Source organism: Amycolatopsis sp. NPDC005961, assembly GCF_040629235.1.
GTDB lineage: Bacteria > Actinomycetota > Actinomycetes > Mycobacteriales > Pseudonocardiaceae > Amycolatopsis > Amycolatopsis camponoti.
The window spans coordinates 1-25515 of sequence record NZ_JBEXVF010000065.1; the positions used below are offsets into that span (position 1 = coordinate 1).

The 25515-nt window shown below is 70.6% G+C and carries 28 protein-coding genes; 15 read left to right on the top strand and 13 right to left on the bottom strand.

Annotated features, from left to right (window positions below; translation table 11 throughout):
* The first annotated feature begins 3 nt into the window (after positions 1–3).
* From ABZ342_RS38575 to ABZ342_RS38590, 4 genes are all read left to right on the top strand, one after another.
* Positions 4–297, top strand: a complete 294-nt coding sequence (locus ABZ342_RS38575) for a DUF485 domain-containing protein (RefSeq protein ID WP_360484084.1) — start codon at positions 4–6, stop codon at positions 295–297.
* Positions 294–1922 carry a cation acetate symporter gene (locus ABZ342_RS38580; RefSeq protein WP_360483966.1) on the top strand — a complete coding sequence of 543 codons (1629 nt, stop codon included), beginning with the start codon at positions 294–296 and terminating at the stop codon, positions 1920–1922. Before ABZ342_RS38575 ends, ABZ342_RS38580 begins: the two co-directional genes overlap by 4 nt.
* A gap of 168 nt (positions 1923–2090) precedes the next feature.
* The gene (locus ABZ342_RS38585) at positions 2091–2450 is read left to right on the top strand and encodes a rhodanese-like domain-containing protein (protein WP_155548413.1); all 360 of its coding nucleotides are present in this window, start codon (positions 2091–2093) and stop codon (positions 2448–2450) included.
* A 2-nt stretch (positions 2451–2452) separates the two neighbouring features.
* Positions 2453–3475: a DUF4328 domain-containing protein gene (locus ABZ342_RS38590; RefSeq protein ID WP_360483969.1), complete on the top strand. Its 1023-nt coding sequence runs from the start codon at positions 2453–2455 to the stop codon at positions 3473–3475.
* Here ABZ342_RS38590 and ABZ342_RS38595 read toward each other — a convergent pair.
* Entirely contained in the window at positions 3472–4062 is a 591-nt protein-coding gene (locus tag ABZ342_RS38595) for a TetR/AcrR family transcriptional regulator (RefSeq protein ID WP_360483972.1), read from the bottom strand. The two genes, ABZ342_RS38590 and ABZ342_RS38595, sit on opposite strands and share 4 nt — an antisense overlap.
* Before the next feature lie 109 nt (positions 4063–4171).
* On the opposite strand from ABZ342_RS38595, the gene mca reads away from it, so the two are divergent.
* Positions 4172–5017: a mycothiol conjugate amidase Mca gene (mca, locus tag ABZ342_RS38600; protein ID WP_360483975.1), complete on the top strand. Its 846-nt coding sequence runs from the start codon at positions 4172–4174 to the stop codon at positions 5015–5017.
* Positions 5018–5128: 111 nt separating this feature from the next.
* On the opposite strand, the gene ABZ342_RS38605 is transcribed toward mca, so the two are convergent.
* Entirely contained in the window at positions 5129–6295 is a 1167-nt protein-coding gene (locus ABZ342_RS38605; RefSeq protein ID WP_360483978.1) for a cytochrome P450, read from the bottom strand.
* A gap of 53 nt (positions 6296–6348) precedes the next feature.
* Here ABZ342_RS38605 and ABZ342_RS38610 point away from each other — a divergent pair, with 53 nt between their 5' ends.
* The 4 genes from ABZ342_RS38610 to ABZ342_RS38625 all read left to right on the top strand — a co-directional run bounded on the left by ABZ342_RS38610 (position 6349) and on the right by ABZ342_RS38625 (position 9582).
* Positions 6349–7230: a DUF5926 family protein gene (locus ABZ342_RS38610; protein WP_360483981.1), complete on the top strand. Its 882-nt coding sequence runs from the start codon at positions 6349–6351 to the stop codon at positions 7228–7230.
* 469 nt (positions 7231–7699) lie between these two features.
* Positions 7700–8050 carry a DUF952 domain-containing protein gene (locus ABZ342_RS38615; RefSeq protein ID WP_360483984.1) on the top strand — a complete coding sequence of 117 codons (351 nt, stop codon included), beginning with the start codon at positions 7700–7702 and terminating at the stop codon, positions 8048–8050.
* A 198-nt stretch (positions 8051–8248) separates the two neighbouring features.
* The gene (locus ABZ342_RS38620; protein WP_155549409.1) at positions 8249–8761 is read left to right on the top strand and encodes a SigE family RNA polymerase sigma factor; all 513 of its coding nucleotides are present in this window, start codon (positions 8249–8251) and stop codon (positions 8759–8761) included.
* Positions 8758–9582: a hypothetical protein gene (locus ABZ342_RS38625; RefSeq protein ID WP_155548419.1), complete on the top strand. Its 825-nt coding sequence runs from the start codon at positions 8758–8760 to the stop codon at positions 9580–9582. Before ABZ342_RS38620 ends, ABZ342_RS38625 begins: the two co-directional genes overlap by 4 nt.
* A gap of 82 nt (positions 9583–9664) precedes the next feature.
* Here ABZ342_RS38625 and ABZ342_RS38630 read toward each other — a convergent pair whose 3' ends face one another.
* The 3 genes from ABZ342_RS38630 to ABZ342_RS38640 all read right to left on the bottom strand — a co-directional run bounded on the left by ABZ342_RS38630 (position 9665) and on the right by ABZ342_RS38640 (position 12409).
* Positions 9665–10219: a ferritin gene (locus tag ABZ342_RS38630; protein WP_155548420.1), complete on the bottom strand. Its 555-nt coding sequence runs from the start codon at positions 10217–10219 to the stop codon at positions 9665–9667.
* 149 nt (positions 10220–10368) lie between these two features.
* Positions 10369–11556, bottom strand: a complete 1188-nt coding sequence (locus tag ABZ342_RS38635) for an arginine deiminase (RefSeq protein WP_196425922.1) — start codon at positions 11554–11556, stop codon at positions 10369–10371.
* Between the two features lie 40 nt (positions 11557–11596).
* Positions 11597–12409: a type II CAAX endopeptidase family protein gene (locus ABZ342_RS38640; RefSeq protein ID WP_360483988.1), complete on the bottom strand. Its 813-nt coding sequence runs from the start codon at positions 12407–12409 to the stop codon at positions 11597–11599.
* 22 nt (positions 12410–12431) lie between these two features.
* On the opposite strand from ABZ342_RS38640, the gene ABZ342_RS38645 reads away from it, so the two are divergent.
* Positions 12432–12893, top strand: coding sequence for a PPOX class F420-dependent oxidoreductase (locus tag ABZ342_RS38645; protein WP_360483991.1), 462 nt, complete (start codon positions 12432–12434; stop codon positions 12891–12893).
* On the opposite strand, the gene ABZ342_RS38650 is transcribed toward ABZ342_RS38645, so the two are convergent.
* A complete protein-coding gene (locus ABZ342_RS38650; protein WP_360483994.1) occupies positions 12885–13679 on the bottom strand; it encodes a DUF2470 domain-containing protein in 795 nt (264 codons plus the stop codon). The two genes, ABZ342_RS38645 and ABZ342_RS38650, sit on opposite strands and share 9 nt — an antisense overlap.
* Before the next feature lie 135 nt (positions 13680–13814).
* Here ABZ342_RS38650 and ABZ342_RS38655 point away from each other — a divergent pair, with 135 nt between their 5' ends.
* Positions 13815–14873: a hypothetical protein gene (locus tag ABZ342_RS38655; RefSeq protein WP_360483997.1), complete on the top strand. Its 1059-nt coding sequence runs from the start codon at positions 13815–13817 to the stop codon at positions 14871–14873.
* On the opposite strand, the gene ABZ342_RS38660 is transcribed toward ABZ342_RS38655, so the two are convergent.
* On the bottom strand, positions 14840–16075 hold the full coding sequence (locus ABZ342_RS38660; RefSeq protein ID WP_360484000.1) for an MFS transporter: 1236 nt from the start codon (positions 16073–16075) through the stop codon (positions 14840–14842). The genes ABZ342_RS38655 and ABZ342_RS38660 overlap by 34 nt on opposite strands.
* Positions 16076–16167: 92 nt before the next feature.
* Here ABZ342_RS38660 and ABZ342_RS38665 point away from each other — a divergent pair, with 92 nt between their 5' ends.
* Positions 16168–17073, top strand: a complete 906-nt coding sequence (locus ABZ342_RS38665) for a LysR family transcriptional regulator (protein WP_360484003.1) — start codon at positions 16168–16170, stop codon at positions 17071–17073.
* Between the two features lie 87 nt (positions 17074–17160).
* Here the strand turns inward: ABZ342_RS38665 and ABZ342_RS38670 are convergent, their stop codons facing one another.
* From ABZ342_RS38670 to ABZ342_RS38685, 4 genes are all read right to left on the bottom strand, one after another.
* Positions 17161–17649: a DUF4231 domain-containing protein gene (locus tag ABZ342_RS38670; RefSeq protein WP_360484006.1), complete on the bottom strand. Its 489-nt coding sequence runs from the start codon at positions 17647–17649 to the stop codon at positions 17161–17163.
* Positions 17650–17671: 22 nt separating this feature from the next.
* A complete protein-coding gene (locus ABZ342_RS38675; protein WP_360484009.1) occupies positions 17672–18409 on the bottom strand; it encodes a hypothetical protein in 738 nt (245 codons plus the stop codon).
* 1 nt (position 18410) lies between these two features.
* Positions 18411–20219, bottom strand: coding sequence for a substrate-binding and VWA domain-containing protein (locus tag ABZ342_RS38680; protein ID WP_360484012.1), 1809 nt, complete (start codon positions 20217–20219; stop codon positions 18411–18413).
* Positions 20220–20290: 71 nt separating this feature from the next.
* Complete coding sequence (locus tag ABZ342_RS38685) at positions 20291–21463, bottom strand: homogentisate 1,2-dioxygenase domain-containing protein (protein ID WP_360484015.1); 1173 nt, start codon at positions 21461–21463, stop codon at positions 20291–20293.
* Between the two features lie 85 nt (positions 21464–21548).
* On the opposite strand from ABZ342_RS38685, the gene ABZ342_RS38690 reads away from it, so the two are divergent.
* Positions 21549–22403: a hypothetical protein gene (locus ABZ342_RS38690; protein ID WP_277875494.1), complete on the top strand. Its 855-nt coding sequence runs from the start codon at positions 21549–21551 to the stop codon at positions 22401–22403.
* Positions 22400–23035: a helix-turn-helix domain-containing protein gene (locus ABZ342_RS38695; protein ID WP_155548432.1), complete on the top strand. Its 636-nt coding sequence runs from the start codon at positions 22400–22402 to the stop codon at positions 23033–23035. The genes ABZ342_RS38690 and ABZ342_RS38695 overlap by 4 nt, the downstream gene beginning before the upstream one ends.
* Here ABZ342_RS38695 and ABZ342_RS38700 read toward each other — a convergent pair.
* Both ABZ342_RS38700 and ABZ342_RS38705 read right to left on the bottom strand, forming a co-directional pair.
* A complete protein-coding gene (locus tag ABZ342_RS38700; protein WP_360484018.1) occupies positions 23032–23694 on the bottom strand; it encodes a DUF998 domain-containing protein in 663 nt (220 codons plus the stop codon). The genes ABZ342_RS38695 and ABZ342_RS38700 overlap by 4 nt on opposite strands.
* 56 nt (positions 23695–23750) lie before the next feature.
* Positions 23751–24338, bottom strand: coding sequence for a TMEM165/GDT1 family protein (locus ABZ342_RS38705; protein ID WP_360484089.1), 588 nt, complete (start codon positions 24336–24338; stop codon positions 23751–23753).
* Between the two features lie 186 nt (positions 24339–24524).
* On the opposite strand from ABZ342_RS38705, the gene ABZ342_RS38710 reads away from it, so the two are divergent.
* Complete coding sequence (locus ABZ342_RS38710; RefSeq protein ID WP_360484021.1) at positions 24525–25484, top strand: S41 family peptidase; 960 nt, start codon at positions 24525–24527, stop codon at positions 25482–25484.
* Positions 25485–25515: the final 31 nt, after the last annotated feature.

Here is a 25515-nt window from a genome sequence, read left to right on the forward strand (position 1 = left end):
AGCATCCAGGGGAGTCCCGAATTCACGGACCTGCGCCGCCGATTGCGGGTGTTCGTGTTCCCGATGACCGCGTTGTTCCTGCTTTGGTACCTGCTGTACGTGCTCCTCGCCGACTACGCGCACGGCTTCATGAGCACCAAGCTCGTCGGCAACATCAACGTCGGCCTGGTGTTCGGCCTCCTGCAGTTCGTCTCGACGTTCGTCATCACGGGCCTCTACGTGCGCTACGCCAACCGGAAGCTCGACCCGGTCGCCGACAGGATCCGCGCCGAGATCGAAGGGGAGCCGCGCAAATGACCGTCGCCGCGGGCGTGGAGGGCAGCAACTCCACCCTCAACATCATCATCTTCCTGGTCTTCGTCGCGATCACGCTGGTGATCGTGTTCCGGGCCAGCCGCAACACGAAGACGGCGTCGGACTACTACGCCGCCGGCCGGGCGTTCACCGGTCCGCAGAACGGCATCGCGATTTCCGGCGACTACCTTTCGGCGGCGTCGTTCCTCGGCATCGCGGGCGCGATCGCCGTCAACGGCTACGACGGCTTCCTCTATTCGATCGGTTTCCTGGTCGCGTGGCTCGTCGCGTTGCTGCTGGTCGCGGAACTGCTCCGCAACACCGGCAAGTTCACGATGGGCGACGTCCTCGCGTTCCGCATGAAGCAGACGCCGGTGCGCGCGGCGGCGGCGGTTTCGACGCTGATCGTGTCGTTCTTCTACCTGCTCGCGCAGATGGCGGGCGCCGGTGGCCTGGTCAACCTGTTGCTCGGCATCTCGGGCGAGGCGGGGCAGGACGTCGTGATCGCCGTCGTCGGCGTGATCATGATCCTCTACGTCCTGATCGGCGGCATGAAGGGCACCACCTGGGTGCAGATCATCAAGGCGGCGTTGCTGATCGTCGGCGCGTTCGCGATGACGCTGTGGGTGCTCGGCAAGTACGGCTTCAACCTGTCCGACCTGTTCCAGGCCGCGGTCGACAAGGGTGGCAAGGGCGGGGCGGCGCTGCTCGACCCGGGCAAGCAGTACGGCAAGACGGGCACCACGAAGCTCGACTTCCTGTCGCTCGGCATCGCGCTGGTGCTCGGCACGGCGGGCCTGCCGCACGTCCTGATGCGCTTCTACACGGTCCCGACCGCTCGCGACGCCCGTCGTTCGGTGGTCTGGGCGATCGTCCTGATCGGCGTGTTCTACCTCTTCACGCTGGTGCTCGGGTACGGCGCGGGCGCGATCGTCGGGCCGGACAAGATCGCCAAGGCCCCGGGGACGACGAACTCGGCGGCCCCGCTGCTCGCGCTGGAACTCGGCGGGCCGGTGTTGCTCGGGTTCATCTCCGCGGTCGCGTTCGCGACGATCCTCGCGGTGGTCGCCGGCTTGACGATCACGGCGTCGGCGTCGTTCGCCCACGACGTCTACGCGAGCGTGATCAAGAAGGGCCAGGTCTCCACCGGCGGTGAGGTCCGCGTCGCCCGGATCACGGCGCTGGTGATCGGCGCGCTGGCCATCGCGGGCGGCATCCTGGCGAAGAGCCAGAACGTCGCGTTCCTGGTGGCACTGGCGTTCGCGGTGGCGGCGTCGGCCAACCTGCCGACGATCCTGTACTCGCTGTTCTGGAAGCGGTTCAACACGCAGGGCGCGCTGTGGTCGATCTACGGCGGCCTCGTCGTCACGATCGTGCTGATCGTCTTCTCGCCGGCGGTCTCGGGCAAGCCGGTCGACGCGAAGACGGGCAAGAGCGCGTCGATGATCCAGGGCGTCGACTTCCACTGGTTCCCGCTCGACAACCCGGGCCTGGTCTCGATCCCGGCGGCGTTCCTGCTCGGCTGGCTCGGCACGGTCCTGTCCAAGGAGCGCAACAAGGCCAAGTACGCCGAGATGGAGGTCCGCGCACTGACCGGCGCGGGCGCCGAGAAGGCCGCCCAGCACTGACCGCGGCCGGGGCCTTCCGCACCGCGCGGAAGGCCCCGCCGTGTCGCCCCTCCAATCACGCGTGATGCCCCTTCAATCACGCGTGATGCCTCCCGGATCACGTGTGATGCCCCGTTCCGCTCGGCCGTCCGTCCACCTCACGCGCGGGCAACGCCCCGACATGGCAGCATGGAGATCGTGGTGAGCCCTGCTGAACTGCCGACCGCCGAGGTCCGCGACCTGCCCAAGGACGGCCTCGTGCTGCTCGACGTCCGCGAAGACGACGAGTGGGCCGCCGGGCACGCGCCCGGCGCGGTGCACATCCCGATGGGGGAGCTGCCCGCCCGCGTCGGCGAGCTGGCCGACCTGCCTGACGACCAGCCGATCCACGTGATCTGCCGCAGCGGCGGCCGGTCCGCGCGGGCGACGTCGTGGCTCAACCAGAGCGGCTGGGACGCGGTGAACGTCGCCGGCGGCATGGGCGCGTGGCAGCGCGAAGGCCGGCCGATGGTCGGCGAGCACCCCGGCATCGATCCCGAAGTGATCTAGCCTTGCAGCCGGGTCCGCCTCCTCCACCTGGGTACTGGCCGCGCCAGACCCCGCCGCCGAACGCCCAGCAGCTGCGGGGCCGGACGCTGGCCGCCCAGCCGGAGCCGTACCCGTACCAGCACCGTCCCGCGCACCGGCCGAAGCTGCGCTGGGTGGCGTCCCCGCCGCCGGGCGCGTGGCCGCGTCGCCGCGTGACGCCGCCCGAGCGGTACTACGGGCCGCCGTCGTACCCGGTGCCGCCGCGCTGGGGTTTCCCCAACCTGGTCTGGCGCCGCCCGACTTCGGTGCCTGGCACGGCGTCGGACGAAGTCCGCCCGATCGACCGGCTGCCGGTGCTCAGCCGCAGCCTGATCGGTGTCCTGTTCGCGTTCGCCGTCCTCGCCGTGGTCGCCGCCGGCGCGGAGGTCTGGCGGTACGTGCTGCTCGTCGAGGGCCGCGAGTCCGCGCTGAACCGTTCGGTGGTGGCGTTTTCCGACGGCTTCGTGCTCACCGCCGGCCTGCTCGCTTCGATCCTCGCGCTGCTGCCCGCCGCGCTGACGCTCTGGTGGCTGCTGGTCGCCCGCCGGGCGGCGGCCGACGTCTCGGGCGACGACCCGCCCCGGCCGGTGTGGCAGGTGCTGGTCGGCGTCCTCGTGCCGCTGGCCAACCTGCCGATGGCGTTGTCGATCGCCGGCGAGCTGGAGCACGCGGTGCTGGGCCGCTCGCGCGACGTCCGGCCGAAGCCGTCGCGGCAGGTGCTCGTGTGGTGGGGCGCTTGGCTGCTCAACTGGGTCCTGCTGGGCGTGACGATCGTCTGGCGCTTCCGCGACGACGTCCAGTCGATGGCCGACAGCGTCGTCCTGGTCGCGCTGACCGACCTGGCGGCGGCCTCGTTGGCGGTCGTGACCGCCATGGTCGTGCGGCGGTTCACGGCGCTGCTGGCGCCGTCGGACGCGCGGGCCGTGCGCTCGATGCGCGTACTGAAGGTGGCCGGCGCTCCGGAGCCCGAGCTGCGCACCGCACGGCCTTCCGGCGCCGCGCGCTAGTACCGGCCCAGCACCGGTTCCAGCTGGTCGAAAGCCAGTTCGGCGGTGGGCCACAGCGCGTCGGCGATCCCCTTTTCGTCCTCGAGGGTCCGGTCGAAGACCTCCTGGAAGAGCACGCGCAGCACGGTGGCGAGGTGGGCGGCGGCGAGCACGGGCTCGAGCCCCTCCTCGGGGTGACGCCGGATCAGCAGGTGCGTGAGCGCCGCCTCACGCTCGCGGTGCATTTCGTGCAGGGCGTTCGTCAGGACCGGGCTCTCCTTGATCATCCGCACGAAGCCCGGGCGTGAGAAGCCGACCAGCGCGTGCTCGGCCCCCAGTGCTTCGAAGTAGAGCTCGCGGGTGTCGTGGAAGACGCTGTCGCGGACCAGGCTGGCCGGCCAGGACGCGAAGTCGGCGCGGATGTCGAAGACCAGGTCCTCCTTGCGCGGGAAGTGGTTCGTGACGGTCATCTTGGCGACCCGCGCCTCGGTGGCGATGTCCGCGATCGTCACGTCCTCGAAGCCGTTGCGGATGAATAGCTTCGTCGCCACGTCCGAGATGGTCTTCCTGGTCTCGTGCTTCTTCTGGGCCCGGAGTCCCTCGCTCATGCCGTCACTCTACTGGGTCGGACCCAAGATTGTGCTTGACCTACTCATTGGGTCGGACCTAATCTGAGGTTCGACCCAATATTCTGGGGAAGCCCCGAAGGAGCATCCGATGACGTTCCGCCTCCTGAGCGTCCACGCCCACCCTGACGACGAGTCCAGCAAGGGTGCGGCCACCCTCGCCCGATACGCGGCCGAAGGCGTCGACGTCCTGGTGGCCACGTGCACCGGCGGCGAGCGTGGCGACATCCTCAACCCGGCCGTCGACACCCCGGAAAACCGCGCCGACCTCCCGGCGATCCGCCGTCGCGAGATGGCCGCCGCAGCCGAAATCCTCGGTATCCGCCAGCGCTTCCTCGGGCTGGTCGACTCCGGCCTGCCCGGCGAAGGCGAACCCTTACCGGACGGCTGCTTCGCCGCCCTCCCGCTGTCCGCGGCGGCTGCCCCACTGGTCGCGCTGATCCGCGAGTTCCGCCCCCACGTCGTGATCACGTACGACGAAACCGGCGGCTACCCCCACCCGGACCACATCCGCACCCACGAGGTGACGCTCGAAGCCTTCACCGCGGCCGCCGACCCCACCCGCTACCCAGGCACCGGGACCCCTTGGCGTCCACAAAAGCTGTACTACCAAGCAACCCTGAGCCGAGCCTGGTTCCAAGCGATCCACGACGCGACCCTCGCCGCCGGCCTGGAGTCCGCGATGACCGATGTCCTGGCCGAACTCCCGCTCGAGCCGGCCGTGCCCGTCACGACCCGAATCCGCTGCGAGCAGTACTTCGCCACCCGAGACCAGGCCCTCCTGTCCCACCAAACCCAGGTCGACCCAGCCCACCCGTTTTTCGCCCACTCACGCGAAATCGAACGCCAAGCCTGGCCCCACGAGGACTACCACCTGGCCCACCCCACGCCACCCGCCGACCAAGAAGACGACCTCTTCACCGGAGTAACCCCATGAACCCCCGTGTCGCCCCTCCAATCACGCGTGATGCCTCCCCAATCACGCGTGATGCCCTCCCAATCACACGTGATGCCCCTTCAAGCACGCGAGATCCGCCCCGGACCCGGCTCACACCGTGACGCGAAGCTCCCGCAGCCCCCGGATCACGAACTCGGGCCGCCGGCGCGGAGTCTCGGCGAGCCGCAACCCCGGCAGCTTGGCGGCCAACGCGCTCAACGCCGCGGCGATCTCCACCCGAGCGAGAGGAGCACCCACGCAGTAGTGGATCCCCAGGCCGAAGCCGAGGTGCGCGTTCGGCGTCCGTCCGATGTCGAGGGTGTCCGGCGCGTCGAACACCTTCGGGTCGCGGGCCGCGGCACCCAGCAGCGCGCCGATCTTCTGCCCCTGCGGGACGACATGTCCGCAGATCGACACGTCCTCGGTCGCCGTCCGCTCGAACAGCTGCAGGGGCGCGTCGAACCGGATCAGTTCCTCGACGCACGAATCCAGCAAGGAAGGAGCCGCCAGCAAGCGCTCCCACTGGTCCCGGTGGGTGAGCAGCGCCGTGATGCCGTTGCCGAGCACGTTGACCGTCGCCTCGTGACCGGCCATCAGCAGCAGCACCGCGGTCGCGACCAGCTCGTCCGGCGTCAGCTCGCTGCGCAGGAGGTCGCTGATGATGTCGTCGCCCGGGGCGTCGGCCCGAGCCGCGGCCACCGACCGGACGTACTCGACGAACTCGGCGGCCGCCCGCTCGGCGGCGTCGCGGCCGTCCTCGGGCAAGCCGTACTCGTACATCTTCACGATCGCGTTGGACAGCTCGACCATCCGCGGCCCGTCGGTGCCGGGGACGCCCAGCAGTTCGGCGATCACCGCGACCGGCAGCGGCTGGGCCAAGTGCGCGAGGAGGTCCGCGCTGCCGTCGGTGGCGATCGCGGCCGCGAGGTCGTCGACCATCCGGTCGGCGAGCGTCGCGACCATCGGACGCAGCCGCTGCACGTGGCCGCGGCCGAACGCGCCCGCGATCAGGCGACGCAGGCGGGTGTGCGCGGGCGGCTCGTTCTCCAGCAGCGAGTTGCGGTGCAGCAGGTTGAACGACGCGAACCGTTCGAGCGGCTGCGCGTCCTGCCAGATCCGGCCCAGCCCGCGATGCCGCAGCACAGCCGACGACGCGGCGTGCGACACCGCCACGGCCAGGCCGAGCTCGTCGTGAAAATGGACGTCGCCATGCTCGCGCAGTGCGGCGAACGCCGGGTACGGGTCTTCCAGGAATGCGGGATCGCGGGGGTCGAACACGTCGCGAGACTAACCCTTCGATAGCGTTCGAAGCCGAGCCAGAGGAGGCAGCAGTGGGCAAGGGCGCGCGCAAGAAGGGTCCCAAGCAGGCGACGGACCGCAAGCCGAAGGTGCGCGACGTCTTCGTCGGCCAGCCGTTCGAGGGGCTGGCGGCGGAGCCCGAGCTGATCGCGCTGCGTGAGTTCGTGCCGTCCGCGACGGCCAAGCTGACCCTCGCCGACGGCGGCGACGTCACCCTCGGCACCGTGCTGCCGATGGCCGCGGCCGCGTTCGTCCGCTCGGACGGCGAGCGGTACGTCGGCCTGCAGGTGCAGACCCGCTCGTCCGACATCAGCCGCGACCTCGGCCGCTCGCTGAAGTGGCTGCTGGACGCGAAGGAGGGCGACGTCCTCGGCGTGCCGGACACGACGACCCCGCCGTCCGCCGACGAGCACGCCCGCCTCCAGGACCTGCTGACGCCGGGCGCCGAGCTCGACGTCACGCTCCACAAGGACTTCGCCTGGTGGCTGCCGGAGGACGCGGACGCCACCGGTGACGTCGCGGTCTCCCTCGAGCGTGCGAACGCCGCGATCATGCCGACCGAGCGCCTCGGCCACGGCGCCTACTGGGTTCTCGCCGGCGAGAAGGCGCACCTGCGCTGGGTCCGCCCGGAGCCGGAGAACCTGCTGCTCCAGGCCCTGGCCCGGCTGTCCGCGGCCGGCGAGCTCGGCCTCGGCGAAGGCTCCCGCTACGCCGGCTCGTTCCGCGCGCACGGCCTGCTGGTCCCGGTCTGGGACCTCGACCCCGAGGCCCACGCCCGCGAGTGGGCCGAGGCGAAGGACGCCCTCGGCACCCGCCTCGAGACGGCTTTGAAGTCCCTCGACACCGAACCGCTGAACGCGGCGGAGCGCCGCGCCCGCGACGGCCTGATCGGCCGCCAGCTCACCCTGCGCTGACCGCACCGCCACGACCATCGGGCACCAGCCCACGACCGCCGCCGAGCACCCCGCCCGGCGGCGGTTCTGATTTCGCCTCACCGCGCCGGCGTACAACCCCCGCTGGAGTCGCTCTCGTTCCGTCCCCGCCGCGCCGGCGCACGACCGTCTCTTGAGGAGGCTTCGCTCCAGCTTCGCCGTGCCGCCCACAACTTCGGCTCGCGGCGGTCTCATCCCGGCCTCGCCGAGCTGGCCCACGACCTCCGCTAACGGCGGCTTCGTTCCGCCCCACCGCGCCAGCCAGGGACTACCACTCGCAGGCCCGCGCGCGACGGCTTCCGAGCGGGCGAGCCCCACCGGCCGCCGTCGGAAAGCACCGGACCGTCGGTGTGTTCCGGTGGCCGGAAACCGTCTCGGTGAGCGTTCAACCAGGCCTTATGTGGCGCACGAGACACCGCCGCCGGAACGCCGTGGTGGGACGATTCAGCGCGTGATACTTCACATCTGCGGGGCGGCCGACTGGGCCGAAGTGGGCGAAGGCGGCCAGTACCGGCCGCCTTCACTGGGGGAAGTCGGGTTCGTCCACTGTTCCGACTTCGGCACGGCGCACCTGCCGGCCAACGCGCTCTACCGGGGCCGCACCGATCTGGTGCTGCTCGAGATCGACCCGGCCAAGCTCGGCGTCGCCGTCCGCTGGGAAGACGGCGAGCCGCCGCATCCGGCCGGCGTGTGGTTCCCGCACGTCTACGGCCCGATTCCGCACGCCGCGGTGGTCGGGGTGCACGAGTTCGACGAAACCGACGGCCGTTTCCGGCTGCCGGATGCGCTCGCCCGCCGCTGACGTGGGCAACTCGAGAACCGCCCGGACGTCTGCGAATCCGGGCGGGAACGCGGGCAACCTGAGGGGGCTGTGATGCGTGTGCAGGGGGAAAGCGACTATCCGACCCCGGGGGGAGGCGATACGGTGACCGCTGCGGCACCCGTCTTCACCGGGGGAGATACCTGGGTGACCAGCGCAGGCCGAGGGAGGGCCGCGACGTTGCCGGGTGAGCTGGCCGACTTCGGCGACTTCGTGCAGGCCACCCTGCCGGGCCTGCTGCGGTACGGCCACGCGCTCACCGGCAACCCGCACGACGCGGCGGACCTGGTGCAGACCGTGCTGGAGAAGATCGGTTCGCGCTGGACGTACGTGCACGAAAAGACGGGCGACCCGCTCGCCTACGTCCGCCGGTCGATGGCGAACGCGCACGTCAGCCGGTGGCGCCGCACGCGCCGTGAGAGCCTGGTGGCCGATCTCCCGGACACCAGCCCGCACGTGCCGGACGACCCGTTCGAGCACGAGCCGCTGTGGCGCGCGTTACGGACGCTGCCGCCGAGGCAACGGGCCGTCATGGTCCTGCGTTACTACGAAGGTCTCTCCGAAGCGGAGATCGCCGGTTCGCTCGGGGTCACGCAGGGAACCGTCAAGAGCCAGGCCAGCAAGGCGATCGCTTCGCTGCGATCGAAACTGACAGCAGCCGACATCCACGGCGAAGGGAGTGACGCGGGTTGAACATCTCCGAGGACGAGCTGGAGCAGCGCCTGCGTGAGCTGTTCGCCGACGAACGGCTGGACTTGCCGCCGCCGCCGGAGGCCGGCACGACCATCGTCGCCGGTGCGCGACGGCGTCGTCGCCGTCGTCATGGCGTCCTGGCCGTGACCGGTGTCGCGGCGGCCGTGGTCGCCGTCGCGGGTGGGCTCACCATGGTGCGCCTCCATGCCGAGGACGGCACCGCGGTGATGTCCGCCGATGGATCCTCGATCAACGTCAAGCCGCCCGAGAACCTCACGGCCGGGCGGCAGCCCCAGACCCCGGTTCCGGAGCCGACCAGCACCCAGGACATCGAGGTCTCGGCGCCTCCCGCCGCGTCGACGTCGAAGGCCTCGCAGCCGCCGTCGACCCAGCCGCCGTCGAAGCTGCCGCCCGTGCTGAGCGGGCCACTGCTCGGTTCGGACGGCTTCGGCACCATCAAGCTCGGCATGTCCGAGACCGAGATGGCCGCGCAAGGCGTCACGCTCACCGATGCTCAGGCCGGCGCCGGCTGCACCGTCTACACCGTGCAGGGCAGCGGAGTGCCGTCGGCCGCGAAGGTCGTGGTCTCGAAAGCGGTCGGGCTCACGGTCGTCACCCCGAACCAGGCGGCGCACACCGCCGAGGGCGTCGGCGCCGGCTCGACCAAGGCGCAGGTGCTCGCGACCTATCCCGCGGCGAGGGAAGAATCGGGCGGCGTCGTCGCCCCGGCCACCGCCGCCGCCGACTACCACTTCCGGCTCGACGACTCCGGGGTCGTGCAGACCAGCCTGATGAGCGTCAACCAGGACTGCGCCGGCTGAGCGCCGGCCACATGCGGAAACCCGGGCTGTCCACAGGGGGAGAGCCCGGGTTTCCGGTTTCAAGCGTGGTGGGAAAGCGCAGTCAGAGCGCTCCGCCGGCCACCGGCGGCATCTGCGAGTCGGAGCCGCCGTCGCCGACGGACTCGCGGTGCAGGTGGTTCTCGACCTCGAACAGGTTGCCGTTCGCGCGCTTGACGACGTTCAGCAGCGTGTTCATCTGGGAGATCTCTTCGACCTGCTCCTTGAGGAACCACTGCATGAACTGCTCGCTGATGTAGTCCTCTTCGGCGCGCGCGGCCTTGGCCATCGCGGAGATGTCCGTGGCGACGTCCTTCTCCTGCTCGAGCGCGAGCTCGATGACCTCGGTGACGCCGGAGAACTCGTTGCGCACTTCGCCCGTGCCGGGGATTTCGACGTGGTGGTCGCGGTCGAGCATGTACTGCACGAGCGCCATCGCGTGGTTGCGCTCTTCGACGGACTGCTTGTAGAAGTGCTTCGCCAGCTGCGGCAGGTCCTCGGCGTCGAACCACACCGCGAGCGCGATGTACTGCTGGGACGCGTTGAACTCGTTGTGGATCTGCGCCTGCAGCAGTTCGTAGAACTTCGAGCGCGGTTCTTTCTTCTTGGTGAGGGCCATGAAGACGAGAATAGATCAAGATTGGCGAAAAAGCCACTTGGGGGTGGTGATCTCCCCCCTATTAGGGTTACCATTCCTAAAGAAGACGAGCCTTATTTAAGTAAGCCTTCCCTAAATTGTCGTAAACATTTAGGGAAGGCTTACTTCATTTAATGCAGCGGGTCCCGGCGCACCGGACAGGACATGCACCGCGGTCCGCCCCGGCCCGAACCCAGCTCGGACCCGGCGATCGGCAGCACCTCGATGCCGGCCGCCTCCAGGCGCTCGTTCGTCTCGACGTTCCGCTCGTAACCCACGACCACGCCCGGCGCCAGCGCCAGCGTGTTGTTGCCGTCGTCCCACTGCTCGCGTTCGGCCGTCACGGGGTCGAGGCCGGTGTCGATGACGCGCAGCCGCTCGATTTCCATCGCCTCGGCCGCGGCCGTCAGGAACGGCGTCGGGCCCGCGACCTTGACGCCGCCGTCGCCGGTCGGGCGGATGGTGAACGCCGTCAGGGAGTCGCGCGCCAGCGGGTACATCACGACCGCGTCGGCGTCGACCATCGTGCACACCGTGTCCAGGTGCATCGTCGCGCGGGACTGCTCGATCGGCACCGCCAGCACGGTGTGCGCGATGCCGTCGGCGAACACCGACCGCGCCAGGGACTCCGCGCCGGCCGCCGTCGTCCGCTCGCCGACGCCGATGGCGAGCACGCCCGGCGCCAGCAGCATCACGTCGCCGCCCTCGATCGGCGCCGAATGCGCGCCGTACGCGCGGGCCGCGTGCCGGAAGTACGGGTGGTAGGCGTAGATCAGGTCCAGCACCGCGGTCTCGCGGCGGCGCGCGGGCATCGTCAGCGACGAGATCGCGACGCGGTCGGCGATCCACGCCGACGAATCGCGCGTGAACAGCAGGTTCGGCAGCGGGTCGACGGCGAAGTCGTGCGGGTGGTTCATCATCCGCACCAGCGACGCGCCCTCCGCGGACGGCAGCTCCTCGAACGTCATCCCGGCCATCAGCACCTCGGCGAGGCCGGCCGAGCTGACGCCGGAAAGGTGCGAACGCAGCGAATCGGCCAGGTCGACGCCGAGCCGCCGGTCGTCGACCGCCGCGTGGACGCCGGCCGCGTGAGCGCGGTCGTCTTCCAGCGCCGTGCGGAGCGCGTCGGCCAGCAGCAGCACCTCGACGCCGCGGCTGCGCAGCACGTCGGCGAACGCGTCGTGCTCGGCCTGGGCCCGGTCGACCCACGGGATCGAGTCGAACAGGAGCTGGTCGTTGTTGCGGGGCGTCAGCCTTTTGAGCTCGTTGCCGGGCCGGTGCAGCAGCACCGCGCGCAGGGGTCCGACTTCGCTGTCCACCCGGGGAGGTGTCGTTTCGTCGATCACCCGCCAATCCTAGTCAGGGCAGCCAGGAAACGTGCCCCTTCAACAGCGCATATCCGACGAACGACACGAAGTCGAACAGCGTGTGCGCGGCGACGAGCGGCCACAGCCGGTTCGTCTTCTGCCACAGCCGCCCGAACACCAGGCCCATGATCAGGTTGCCGACGAACCCGCCGAAGCCCTGGTAGAGGTGGTACGACCCGCGCAGCACGGCGGCGCCGAACAGCGCGTTGTTCTCCCGGACGCCGAGCTGCCGCAGTCGCGTCAGCAGGTAGCCGATGACCAGGACTTCCTCGGCGAACGCGTTGCCGAACGCCGACAGCGTCAACGTGATCGGGCGCCACCACGTGTCGTTCAAAGTGGACGGTTGCACCGCCAGGCTGAACCCCAGGTGGTAGGAGATGAAGTACAGCGCGAGGCCGGGGATCCCGATCAGCGCGGCGAGCCCGAGGGTGAGCAGCGCGTCGCGGCCGGGGGACCGGCGGTCCAGCCCGACCTGCGCGATCTTGATCCCGGCGCGCCACAGGAAGTACAGCCCGAGCGCGCCCCAGCCGACCAGCTGGGCGGCCGAGAGCAGCTGCTTGAGCAGGTCGATCAGGCTCGCCGCGGCCTGGGGGACGTTGAGCTGGACCTGCTGCTGGGCCAACGGCGTGGGCTGCAGCAGGGAGTCCACAAGGGACAGCAGGCTGCGCACGCCGGACAGCCCGAGCGTGATGCCGAAGACGATCAGCAGCTCGATCTTGATCGCCCGGCGCTCCCGCGGGTCATCGATCGGCTCCGGGAACGCCGGTGCGGCCGGGGCCAGCCACGATCGCGCGGTGAACGTCATGTGCGCACGCTACCTTCGGGGTATGCCGAGGAGCATCGCCACCAACGAAACCGTCGACCGCGCCGCGCTGGTCGAGTTCCTGTCCACCCGCCACCGCGCGATCCTGCTGACCACGAAGGCCGACGGCGGCCCGCAGCTCTCGCCGGTCACGTGCGGCGTCGACGCCGAGGGCAGGCTGGTCATCTCGACCTACCCGAAGCGCGCCAAGATCGTGAACATCAAGCGCAACCCGCAGGTCTCGGCCTGCATCCTGTCCGACGAGTGGAACGACCAGTGGGTGCAGCTCAACGGCACCGCCGAGGTGCTGGACATCCCGGACTCCGTCGAGCCGCTCGTGGACTACTTCCGCAGCATTTCGGGCGAACACCCGGACTGGGACGAATACCGCGAAGCCATGGTGAAGCAGGGCAAGAGCATCATCCGGGTGACGATCGAGAGCTGGGGCCCGCTGGTCAAGGGCGGCTTCCCCGCCGAACTAGCCTGACGCACCCCGCAGGAACGGGCAGCCGACCAGCCGCCGCAGCTCCACCGCGAGCTGCTGCGGGCTGTCGACGGACTTCGAGAACGCCAGCCGGACGTCGTGGTCGCCCGCGTCGGACTCGACGCGCAGCCGCAGCCCGAACCGGTCGAGCCCGAGCGGACGGATCCGGCCGCCGCGCAGGTCCGCCGGCAGGTGCTTGGCCAGCTGCTCGACGACGTCGGAGTGGTCGCTCTCCAGGTGTCGCAGCCAGTGGGCTTCGTAGTCGTGGAACGGATCCGGCGGCGCGGCGCTGAACGTGTGCGGGCGCAACGAGTGCGTGCCTTCGGCGTCCGCGAGCACGAGCGACGCCGGGGTGAGCCGCAGCAGCGTCATGCCGTGGCCGACGTCGAGGAGCCGTTCGTCCGGCCGCGACTCGGCGATCGCGATCGCCCGCGCGCGGGCCGACACCGGTGAGAGCGGCCGCAGCCAGCCGGTGATCCACAGCAGCCCGCGGATCGGCTCGCGCAGGTCGACCGGCGCCTGGTCGGCGAGCTCGACCATCACGGCCAGCTCGCCGCGCTGCGTCTGCTTGGCCGCGTCGACCATCGGGTGGTCGTCGGGCAGCAGCACGCTGACGCTCCCGCTGTGGTGCACGTGGTGCAGGACCGGGACGACGCGCTCGCTGTCGAGACCGGCGCGTTCGCAGGTGGGCATGAGCGACGCCGGCCCGTTGCGAGTGGCGATCGTCTTCGCGCGCTCGGCGGGGTTCGGCGCCGGCGGGCGGCGGATGGATGTCGGGGCCTCAGTCACGGCTCACCTCCTACTTAGGTGAGCCTAACCTGAATGTCGCGGTCTGGATAGTCGCTGGCTTGCGGTCCGGGTCACGCGGGCGTTCCGCTGAACGGAGTACCGGTAACGCGGCCGTGCAAAATTCCGAAAAGTCCGGTGACCAGTGTCGACACGGTGGGGGCCAGCGTGCAGATCGTTCCGGTTCCCGAACGCGTGCCCGCGTTCGAGCTCGACCCCGCCATGCCCTCGGGCGCGCTGCCGATCTTCGGCGAGTACCTCGACCGGATCGGCCGCACCGCGGCGAACGGACGCCTGCTGACCTGGGTCCTGCCGGTGTTCGGGATCGCCCAGTTCTTCACGGGCGCCGGGATCGCGTTGCCGCTCGGCACGATCGCGCTGGCCGGCTCGGTCGTGGCGTGGTGGCTCTACCGCGCGCACCTCTGGGTGCCCGAGACGCGGCTGAAGCGCGAACCGTTCCGGCAGGTCGACATCGCGCCGGACGCGCTGGTCGCCGCCGGGCGGACGGTCGGTGTCCGCCTGCCGGACGGCCGCTGGCTGCGCGTCCGCCTTGACGAGACGTACCGGCTGCTGCTGGCCGGACACCGGCGCGTGTGGCTGCTCGGGCGTGGCCCGAAGGTGTTCGTCGGCTTCTCCGGCGTCGTGCGGGTGCGTCGCGCCCGGATCGTCGACGCGCCGCCGTCGGGTGCGGTGGCCGTGCCGGCCCCGGTGACGTCCGATTCGCCGCGGCTCGACCCCGTGCTGGCCGCGCACCGCCGCCGGATCGCCCGCGAGCTGCGCGCGATGGCGGCGTTCCTGCTGGTCCTGGCCGGGTTCGCGGTGTGGGTGCGGTTCGACTTCCCGGTGACGAAGTGGGTCGCGCTGACCGTCACAGCCGGTGCGCTGCTGGGCGCGCTAGCGACCGCGCTGCGAGCGCTGACCTACCGGCGCCCGCTGCCGGCGGACCACTGGACGGAGCTGCGCGCCGTCCTCGACGGCCCGGTCCGCATGGGCCGCCACGGCGCGGCCCGCCTGAGCGGCCTGACGATGCTCGCCGACGGAACGGTGGTCGGCTTCCGCCTGCACAAGGCGGACCCGTCGATGGCGGCGAACATATCCGCGACGGGCCGCCTGTGGATCGCGGGCGTCCCCCGGCCGGGCGCGGCGAAGGCGGGCGTGCCGGGCTATCCGGTGCTGGGCACGGTCTGGCTGGGCTGAGCGGGCGTCCGGTCGCGACGCGGCAGCAGCAGCGGCGTCACCAGGATCAGCACCCCGGCGACACCGATCGCGACGCGCGGACCGGTGAAGCTCGCGAGCACGCCCCAGAGCGCGGTCAGCGTGGCGATCGACGCCTTGGTGCTGACCGACCACGCCGAGAGCGTGCTCGCGACGCGGTCCGCCGGGAGCTGCTCGAGCCGATAGGTGGCGAGCACCGGGTTGAACACGCTGCAGGAGACGATCAAGCCGAGTTCGACGACCATCACGAAGACCAGCCCACCGGTGCCGCCCGGCAGGAAGGCCAGCGCGAGCAGCCAGCACGCCCGGACGGCGCCGGCCGTGACCAGGACGGGGTGCCTGCCGAACCGCCGGACGAGCCGCGGGGTCAGCCGCGACCCGGCGAGCCCACCGAGGCACGGGACCGCGAACGCGAGCCCGTACTGCCACGGCGTGAAGCCGAGCTGGTTCAGCATCAGCACGGCCAGCAGCGGCTCGGTCCCCATGACGAGGCCGTTGAACACCAGAACGTTGAAGTAGAGCGGCCGCAGCCCGGGGTGCGTCAGGATTGTGCGCCACCCTTCGGCCAAGTCGCGCGCCCGCAGGCGAGAGGTCTGCCGCGGCCGCGGCTCGCCGCCGCCGATCGCCCGGATCCCGAGCGCGGAGAGCAGGAAGCTGACGGCGTTGGCGGCCACCGACGTCACCGGGCCGAAGAGCGCGAAGGCGGCCCCGCCGAGCGGCGGGCCGAGCGCGGTGGCCGTCCAGCTCGTCGACTCGAACCGCCCGTTCGCGACGAGCAGGTCTTCGGGCGCCACGATCCCCTTCAGGTAGGCACCGCTCGCCGAGGTGAAGGTGATGTCCGCCGCGGCGACGACCACGGAGACGACGAGCAGCTGGACGAAACTCAGCGACCCGAGCGCGTAGAAGGCAGGAACGCTGATCAGCGCGCCGAACCGGACGAGGTCCATGGCCACCAGCACCGGCCGCTTCGGCCGCCGATCGACCCACGGCCCCAGCGGAACGGCCACGAGCGCCCCGACAGCCGGCCCGACGGCGGCGAGCGCTGAGACGGCCGCGGGCCCGGCGTGCAGCACGAGGATCGCCAGCATGGGAAAGGCCCCGAAGCCGAGCCAGGTACCGAACGCGCTCACGGCGTAAGCCGTCCACAGCCACCTGAACCGCCGCCCGAGCCGCCTGCGCATCACCGGAGGATCAAAGCGGGGAACGACCCGGCGAAGCAAACAACCGACACGGCGGCGAGCCACAACACGGCGTTGTGAACCTAGAGTCGTCCGCTGTGGACCTCGATGCCGTGCGTACGTTCGCCGCCGCCGCGGAGGCGGGCCGGTTTCAGGACGCCGCGGTCGATCTCTCGATCACGCAACAAGCCGTGTCGAAGCGCATCGCCGCACTGGAGAAGTCGCTCGGGGCGCGGTTGTTCACACGCACCGCGCGCGGAGCCGTGCTCACCGGTGAGGGCGAGGCGTTCCTGCCGCACGCCCGCGAGCTGCTTCTGGCCGAGGCGCGAGCGCTCGCGTCGGTCCGCACCGGCCCGCTCCGTGTCGACGTCATCGGACGGCGGCTGTGCCCGGCGGGGTTGTTGCGCGAATTCCACGAGACTCACCCGGAGGTCGCGTTGGAGGTCGTGACGCTCTTTGACACCGCGACCGCCGCGATCCGGGCCGGCTCGGTCGACGCGTCGTTCCGCGCGGTCGTCGAGTTGCCCGACGACCTCGACGCGCAGCGGGTGTTCGACGAGCCGCTCCAGTTGCTGTGCGGCCCCGCGCACCCGCTGGCCGCGTTGTCGTCGGTGACTCCGGCGGAGCTGGCCGGGCACCGGATCTGGATGCCCGGCGTGGTGCCCGGAACCGAGTGGGGCGCGTACTACGGCGAGTTCGCGGCCGCGTTCGGACTGTCGATCGACGCTGCCGGGCCCAATTTCGGCACCGAGGTCGTGCTCGACAAGATCGCGGAGTCGGCGGACGTGGCCACCCTGGTCGGGGCCCGGAGCCGGATCCTGTGGCCGGCCGGCCACGACTTGCGGCGCGTGCCGATCGAGAATCCGACGCCCGTTTATCCCCACTCGCTGGTCTGGCGCCGGGGCAACGCGCACCCCGCACTCGCCCGGCTGCGCGCCCACCTGAGCCCGGGCGTCCGGGCCGGCGCCACCTGGCTGCCTGGCTGGGCGAGCCAGGTGTACTGACCCGTGAGGTTGGGGCGCGGGTGACCAGCGAGTGCGGTGATCGCCTGCGGCGTGTTCGTAACGGTGGACCGGCCTCCCCGGACAGAACTAACTCGTCAAAGCGTTCTCGCGGGTCTTGCCGTACGACAGCCGCAGCGCTACCCAGCCGTCGCGTTCTCCGGCGCAGATCTCCTCGACCGTCTCCACCAGCACCGCCGCCGCGCCGGAGGTGGCGTACGCGTCGTGCTTGGCCGCGAACAGCGCGATCTCCTTCTCGATCGCGTAGCGCGCCCGGGTCCGGCTGGTCCAGTTCTCCTTGTACCCACCCAGCGCCCGGAGCCCGTTGATCAGCACCGCGAGCGACCCGACCGCGGCGATGAGCCGCACGTCCAAAGCGAACGCCGCGAGTGCGGGAATCGTGGCGGTCACGACCAGGCTCGTCACCTCGACGATCGAATGCCGGCGCCGCGCGGCCCACGAAGACCGCTGGTAGCGCCGCCACTCGGCGAGCACCGATGGTGGCACGGGCTCGTCGTCGACGCCCTTCGCTTCCAGGACCCACTGACTGCGCGCGCTCGAACGTGGCTCTGCCTTCATGGACAAAAGTTCACACCACCGGTCAACCCAGCGACTTCCGCGTCGCCTGCTCGGTCTCGAGCACGCCCTGCCGGATGCCCTCCAGCTGGTCGCTCAGCTCCCGCACCGCGCCCGTGTCCACTGCGACGTCCGTCGTCGCCGCCGTCAGCTCCGCGACGCGGGCCACCAGGCTGTCCAGGCCCAGTGCGCCCGACTGCAGCTGGGCCAGCAGCTTGTCGCTCGCGCTCGAAAGCCGTGCGTGCACGTCCGCCTGGGCCTGGACCGCCGTCAGCGCCTGCTCCAGATCTCCGCGGACCTCCTCGCGCGCCGACCCCAGCTGTTGCTCCAGCCGGCGCCGCTCCCGCGTCACCGCGGAGAGGTCGACGCGGGACAACGCCTTTCCTGTCGCCGACGCGCGCCCGGCGAGGCGCCGGAGCGTGGCCAGCGTCTCCTGGACCACCGGTTCCATGTCCGCGACGCGGTCGGCCAGCGGACCGGAGTCGAGGGACGCGCTCAGCGACGCGAACCCGTCGGCCGCGCCCTCGGCCCGGCGCAGCCAGTTCTCCTCGGGAGAACCCGTGGCGACGTCGAGCACGCGCGCTTCCCGGCGGGCCGGCTCCTGCTCCCGGCCCAGCGAAGCCACGCCCGCGCGTGCGGCCAGGACCGCCATCCCGATCAGGATGGCGACGAGCACCGGCAGCTGCACGGCCCACGCCACGCCCGCCGACGTGGCGGCCAGCAGCAGCCCCCACGGTTCGGCGAGCTCACGGGCGAACTTCATGTCAGAAATTCGAAATCACTGAGGTGAACACCTGGTTGATCGAGTCCGGTTTGGACGAATCGTACTCCGATCCCTCGGTCGCTTCGGCGATCTGCTTCAGCACGCCCTGGTCGGCGTCCGAGCCGTAGGCGATCGTGAACAGCCGGACCGTCTCCGCGTTGCCCTCCGGCCGCAGCTGCGGCAGCAGGTGATCGAGGTCGACGCCGCCGGAGTCCTCGTTGCGTCCGTCGGTCAGCACCACGACCGCGTTGATCGCCGACGGGTCGATGTGCGCCTTCATGTACTCGTACGCGGCCTGCGAAGAGTCGTAGAGCCCGGTGCCCGCCTGCGGCGTCAGCCCGCCGAGCCGCGACGCCAGCGTCTCCTTGCCGCTGTTCCCGAGCGCCTGCACCGGGACCAGCTCCTGGTAGTCCCGGTCGCCGTCGAGGTGGGTCGAGAACTGCCAGAGCCCGACCTGGTCGCGCGGCACGAACTGGCCGAGCGCGTCGATCGCGGCCTGCTTGGCCAGGTCGATCTTGCTCTTGCCGGTGCCCTTGACCTCGTCGCCCATCGAGCCCGAGACGTCCACGACCAGCAGCACGTTCGCCTTCTTGCGCAGCTCGGTCCACGTCGTCAGCAGCTTCGAGAGCACCGTCGGCGACGGCGGCCGCAGGAAGCTGATCTTCGCGTCCGGTTGGGCGCCGTTCTGGGTCGTGACCTGCGCGCCCGGCTGACCGTCGAACGAGCGGAAGCCCAGCGCGGCGAACTTCTGCTGCGTCTCCGGGCCGCGCAGGTAGCCCAGGAAGTCGGCGGCGATCTGCTTGCGCGTCGCGTCGGCCCAGTTCAGCGTGACGAACGGGTGGTCGGAGTTGAGCGTGCCGTCCGCCGGGTAGATCGCGACGAGCGGCACCTTCGGCGGCGCGTGCTGGCCGACCTTCGCCGGGTCGTTCGTCGGGTTGCCCTGGTTGTAGCCGATCAGCGAGCTCTCCTCGACGGTCACCGCCGAGATGTAGGACAGCGCCGCGCCGCGGTCGTCGGCCTTCTGCAGGTTCGTCAGGAAGGTCAGGGTGTTGTCGCCGTAGTGCACGATCGCCTGCTCGATGTTCGTGACGAACTGCTTCGCCTCGGGCTTCTCGAGCGCGGCCGCGGTGAGGTCGGACGAGGTGCCGGTCGCCGCGTAGTAAGCGCCGATGGTCGCGTTCAGCCCCGCGGTGGAGATGTTCGGGTTCGTCTTGCCGAGCCGGAACTTGCCCCACTCCGGGTGGCCGTACTTCGCCCAGCCGGCCGGGTCGGTCGCCAGCGTGGCGAGGTCCTTCCAGCCGATCGGCTTGGCCGGCCAGCCCAGCGCCTCGGCCATCGGCTTCGGCATCGCGACGGTCAGCGGCGAGTTCGCGATCGACTGCGGGTCGCCGTCCGGCACGATCGACGCCGAGTCGCCCTTCGCGTTGACGCGCAGCAGGTTGACCCAGCCGCTCGCGGCCGGCGTCCAGACGTCCGGGCGCGGGCCGTCGGTGGCCTCGTTCCAGCCGTTCGCCAGCGCCTGCATCGCGATGCCCGACGACTTCGACTTCACGACGACGTCGACGCAGTGGCCGGCGACGGTCCGTCCGGAGTAGGCCTTCGCGGCTTCCTGGACTATTCCGACCTTTTCCGGGGACGACGCGACGGTGAGCGCGATGGCGTCCGAGCCTGTGCATTTCGGCTCGTCCGCCTCGTCGGCCGAGTCACTGGTCCAATACCGGATTCCGACGATCAACCCGGCGGCGACCAGGATGGCGGCCAGGAACGGGAGAAACTTTCTCTTGCGCCGTGCTGGTTGGGAATTGATCATCGAATCCTCCCCGATCCGTCGCCGGAAATGCCATTATCCGGCAGCGGAACGCGAAGGGGACGGTATTTTGACTATTGCTTAGGACCGCGACGCGACCACGTCCACGCGTAGCCGGGGTCTTCGGACGCGTCGGCGGCCTCGCCGAGTTCCAGCGGCGCGAACGTGTCGACCATGACGGCGGTCTCGTCGAAGAACTCCGCGCCGATCGACGCCTCCGCCGCGCCCGGCTGCGGGCCGTGCGTGAAGCCGGACGGGTGCAGCGACAGCGAGCCGACGCCGATCCCGGAGCCCTTCCGGGCCTCGTAGTTGCCGCGCACGTAGAACATCAGCTCGTCGGAGTCGACGTTCGCGTGGTTGTACGGCACCGGGATCGAGTCCTCGTGGTAGTCGACCTTCCGCGGGCAGAAGGAGCAGACGACGAAGTTCGGGCCCTCGAACGTCTGGTGCACCGGCGGCGGCTGGTGCACGCGGCCGGTGATCGGCTCGAAGTCGTCGATGTTGAAGGCCCACGGGTAGAGGCAGCCGTCCCAGCCCACGACGTCGAAGGGGTGCGTCGCGTACGTGTAGCGCGTCAGGCCCGCGCGGTGCCGCACGAGCACGTCGACGTCCTCGCCGTCCACGACCAGCGGCGACGACGGCCCGCGGACGTCGCGCTCGCAGTACGGCGAGTGCTCCAGGAACTGGCCCTTCGCCGACAGGTACCGCTTCGGCGGCCCGATGTGCCCGCGCGCCTCGAGGATGAAGAGGCCGACCTCGCCGTGGGGGACGACGCGGTAGGTGCACGACGTCGGGAGCACGAGGTAGTCGCCGTCGCCGATCTCGAGGCTGCCGTAGATCGTCTCGACGGTCGCGGAGCCGCCCTGGACGTAGAACAGCTCGTCGCCGGCCGCGTTGCGGTAGAGCGGGCTGGGCGCGGTCGCCGTGACGAACCCGATGGTCACGTCGTTGTTGCCGAACAGCCGCCGCCGGTCCGTCACCGCGTCGGCCTCGGCGCCGAACTTGAGGTCCTGCGTCCGGTAGGCCCGCGGCTTGAGCGGGTGGTTCGGCGTCAGCGTCCCGCGGTCCTCCTCGACCGCCACGGCGTCGACGATCGCCGTGGGCAGGCCCCGGTGGTACAGCAGCGCGGAGTCGGCGGAGAAGCCTTCGACGCCCATCAGCTCCTCGGCGTAGAGCCCGCCGTCCGGCTTCCGGAACGCGGTGTGCCGCTTGTGCGGGATCTCACCTACTCGCCGGTAGTAAGGCATCGACAACCCCTTCAGACGCGTCCGCTGTGCGAACGATTTTGTCCTCATGTCGTACGCTACTAGCGTGTCATTCGTGTCAAGCGCTGTGGAACTCACGCCCCCCGGCCCCCGTGGGATTCCTCCCCTGTTCGCGAGGCTCGTCGACGACTCGGCGCTGTTCCCTCCCGGCGATGCGGCCATGCCCGAAGCCCTCCGCGCGCACTTCGCGAGCCGGGAGTCCGAGCACGCCGGTGTACTGGGGGTTTTCCTCTGTCAAGCCTCGCGGTTGCCGGAGCTGATCACCGAGTTGATCAAGATCAAGCCGAAGCAGCCGTTGCCCCTGTCGCTGATCATCGACACCGGTCTCGGCGGCGTCCCGAAGGCGATCTCGATCGTCGAGTCGCGCAGCGAGCTGCTGGCGCTGCGGATGGTCGAGATGCCGGCGCCGTCGGACGTCGACGAGGTGTGGCTGGAGCGCGTCTCGGAGTTCGTCCCGGAGGACGTCATCCGCGTCGTCGAGCCGCGGCGCGGCGTCGGCTGGCTGGACGGCGTGCGGAAGGTCATCGAGCACGGCAGCTGGCCGAAGATCCGCTGCGGCGGCAAGGCGGGCGAGAACTTCCCCAACGTCGACGAGGTCGCGGACTTCCTCGCGGTGGTCAGCGGGTCCTCCGGCGCCTCGTTCAAGGCGACGAACAGCCTGCACCGCGCCGTCCGGCACACCGATCCGGACACCGGCTTCGTGCACCACGGCTTCCTGAACCTGCTCGTGGCCTCCGCGCGCAGCCTCTCCGGCGGCGACGTCCGGGGTGCGCTGGAGTCGACCGACGCCGAGGCGCTGGCCGAAGAGGCCCGCGGGTTGTCCGAGCAGGCCGCGAAGGCCGTCCGGGCGCTCTTCGCGTCGTACGCGGCGGCTTCGTTCGAGCAGCCCGTCGCCGACATGGGCGAACTCGGCTTGCTGTGACCGGCCGGGAGGGGTCGCTGACGCTCGACCGAGGCTTGGCGCTGCTGCAGGCAGTGGCCGACGCCGGTGGCGACGCGGCGACCATCTCCGAGCTGGCCGTGGCCATCGGGGCCAGCCGCGCGGCCGTCTACCGGCTGCTCGTGCCGCTGTCGGAGCGCGGGCTGGTCTGGCGCGACGGCACCAAGGTCCGGCTCGGCGTCGGCCTGCTCCGGCTGGCCGGGCAGGTGCTCCCGCAGCTGCGGGACGCGGCCGGTCCGGTGCTGCGCGAGCTGGCCGAGAAGGTGGGCGCGACCGCGCACCTGTCCGTCGCCCAGGGCACGCAAGCGCTTGCGGTGGCCGTCGTCGAGCCGTCGTGGACGAGCTTCCACGTCGCCTACCGCGTCGGGAGCCGGCACTCGCTGACGGCGGGCGCGGCCGGCAAGGCGATGTCCCTGCGTCCGGGCGGCGACGGCTGGGTGACGTCGACGGGCGAGCTGGAGGCGGGCGCGTCCGGCGTCGCGGCGCCGGTTCGCGGCGTGCCGGGGCTGAAGGCGAGCGTCGGAGTCGTTTCGATGGAGCCGCTGAAAGCCGCCGAGGTGGGCCCTCAGGTCGTCGCGGCCGCCGCCCGGCTGGCCGACATCCTGCGCGCTTAGCGGCGCGAGACCGCCAGCAGCGGCCGGACCATGGTCAGCAGCAGGGCGACGTCGATCGTGAACAACAACCGCTCGAACAGGCCGAGCGTGACGTCCTGCTGCGCGGGGCCGACGATCAGCGTGACGACGAAGCCGGCGAGCACCACGCCGATGCTGGCGAAGCTCGCCGTGGCCAGGCGCCGGATCGTCGTCCGGCGTGGTTCCCACGGGCAGCGCTCACGGCCCTTCTTCGTCAGCACGAACGCGGCCACGGGCAGGGCGACGAACGCCGTGAGCGCGGCGAGGTTGTGGACCTGCCCGGCCGTCGAGCGCGCCTGTCCGTCCGGGTCGACGGGGACAAGCCCGCACACGAGCAGGCCGGCCGACCACACGCCGAGCAACACGCAGACGGCGGTCGTACCCGGCCTGTGGGCCTTCGCGATGCCGGCGAGCAGGGCGACCGAGCCGAGCGAGAGGGCCAGGCACATCACGCTGAACAGCGGAGCCGCCGACGACGAGCCGAGCTTGCCGTAGACGTACTCCGACAGCGTCTGCCAGATCGGGCTGACCTGGCCGGAGAGCCGCAGGTGCAGGTCGATCGAGATGGCCACGGCGAGGCCGATGCCGCCGAGCGCGACCCGGCCGTGCAACGGCGAGACCGCGGGCAATGGCTTGTTCACCTGGCTTCCACCCTTTCGTTTCCGAAAGGTTACCCGGTGAACCTGTGAGGCAGCGGTCAGAAGGCGAGCTGGAGCAGGGCGAACGCCGCGAAACCGGCGAACACGAACCCGGCGCAGCGCTGGATCAGCTTCGGCTTGATCCGGCTGCGGATCTTCCCGCCGATGAACACCGCGAGCCCGGCCACGACGATGAGCGCGGCGAACGCGCCGACGCCGACGGCGACGGGGTTGCCGATGCGGGCGGCGAGGCTCGCCGTCGCGAGCTGGGAGGCGTCACCCCACTCGGCGGCGAAGAGCACGCCGAACGATGTCATCGCGGAGCGCAGGAAGGACAGCGGAGCGGGGCCGACGCGCGAAGCGTCTTCGCCTGCTTCGTCGGCTTCGCTGAATCCCTCGCGAAGGAGCATGAAAGAGCCGAGGCCGAACATCGCGGCGACCACCAGCGAAAGGACCAGGTCCGGCAACAGCGTCAGCACACTGCCGAACGCGACCGCGATGACGCATTGCACGGCGAACGCCGCGCAGACCCCGGCGAATACCGGACCACCGCGGAAACGGGTGGTCAGCACCAGGGTTGCGACCAGCGTCTTGTCCGGCAGCTCCACGGCGAGGACCAGGCCGAACGCGGTGAGCAGCGCCACCATTGCGGAAGTCATGAGTATGTTTCGCCCCTTTCACTTCAACGATAAAGGGGAGTTTCGGAACACCGCAAGCTGATGGCTTCCGCGAAATTGTCCGACAGGCCGTCATGAATTTGTTGTCAAGCCGCGTCGCACAATTTTCTTCGGCGTACCGAAAATTCGATTGTGGGCTGCGGTAGGTTGGCGGCCATGGGGTCTGAAGCGCGTGCTGCGCAGGTCAATGAGGTCATCCGCCGGCTGGAAGCTCACTACGTCTTCCCGGACGTCGCGGCGAAGCTGGCAGAAGTGCTTCGCGAGCGTCTCGGCGAAGGCGCGTACAACGGTCTGGGTGACGCGGAGTTCGCGACGCTGGTCACAACGGACCTGCAGTCGGTGAACGGCGACCAGCACCTGCGCCTGCGCCACCACGTCGACCCGGTCGCCGAAGACGGCGACGCGGCCGTGAACTCCGACGGGTTCCGGGTCGAGGCCGAGCTGGAAGGCTTCGGCATCGCCGAGGTCCGGCGCCTGGCCGGCAACGTCGGCTACCTCGACACGACGATGCTCTACCCGCCCGAGCTGGCCGGCCCCGCGATCGCGGCGGCGATGACGCTGCTCGCGCCGACGGACGCCCTCCTGCTGGACGTGCGCCGCAACCGCGGCGGCACCCCCGGCACGAGCGCGCTGCTGCAGACCTACCTCGTCGACGAGCAGGTCCACTACCTCGACATCTACGAGCGCGAAGACCACAAGACCATCCAGATGTGGACGCTGCCGTACGTCCCGGGCCTGCGGTTCGGCGGCACCAAGCCGGTCTGGGTGCTGACCGGGCCGCGGACGTTCTCCGGCGGCGAGGACCTCGCGTTCTCGCTCCAGCAGCAGGGTCGCGCGAAGACGGTCGGGGAGGCCACCCGCGGCGGCGCCCACCCGCGTGAGCAGTACAAGGTCGACACCTACCTCGACGTGACCGTGTCGATCGCGCGCTCGTTCCACCCGGAGACGGGGGAGAACTGGGAGGGCACCGGCGTCCGCCCGGACCTCCCGGTGGCCGCGGACCGGGCGTTCGACACGGCGTACGCGCTGGCGCTGGAGCACGTCCTCGAGCTGGGTTCGGCCGGTCCGCGGCGGACGGTGGCGGACGAAGCGCGGGCGGCGCTCGACCAGCTGTAGTCACCCAGGACGTTGGTCCTGCGCTTGTCGG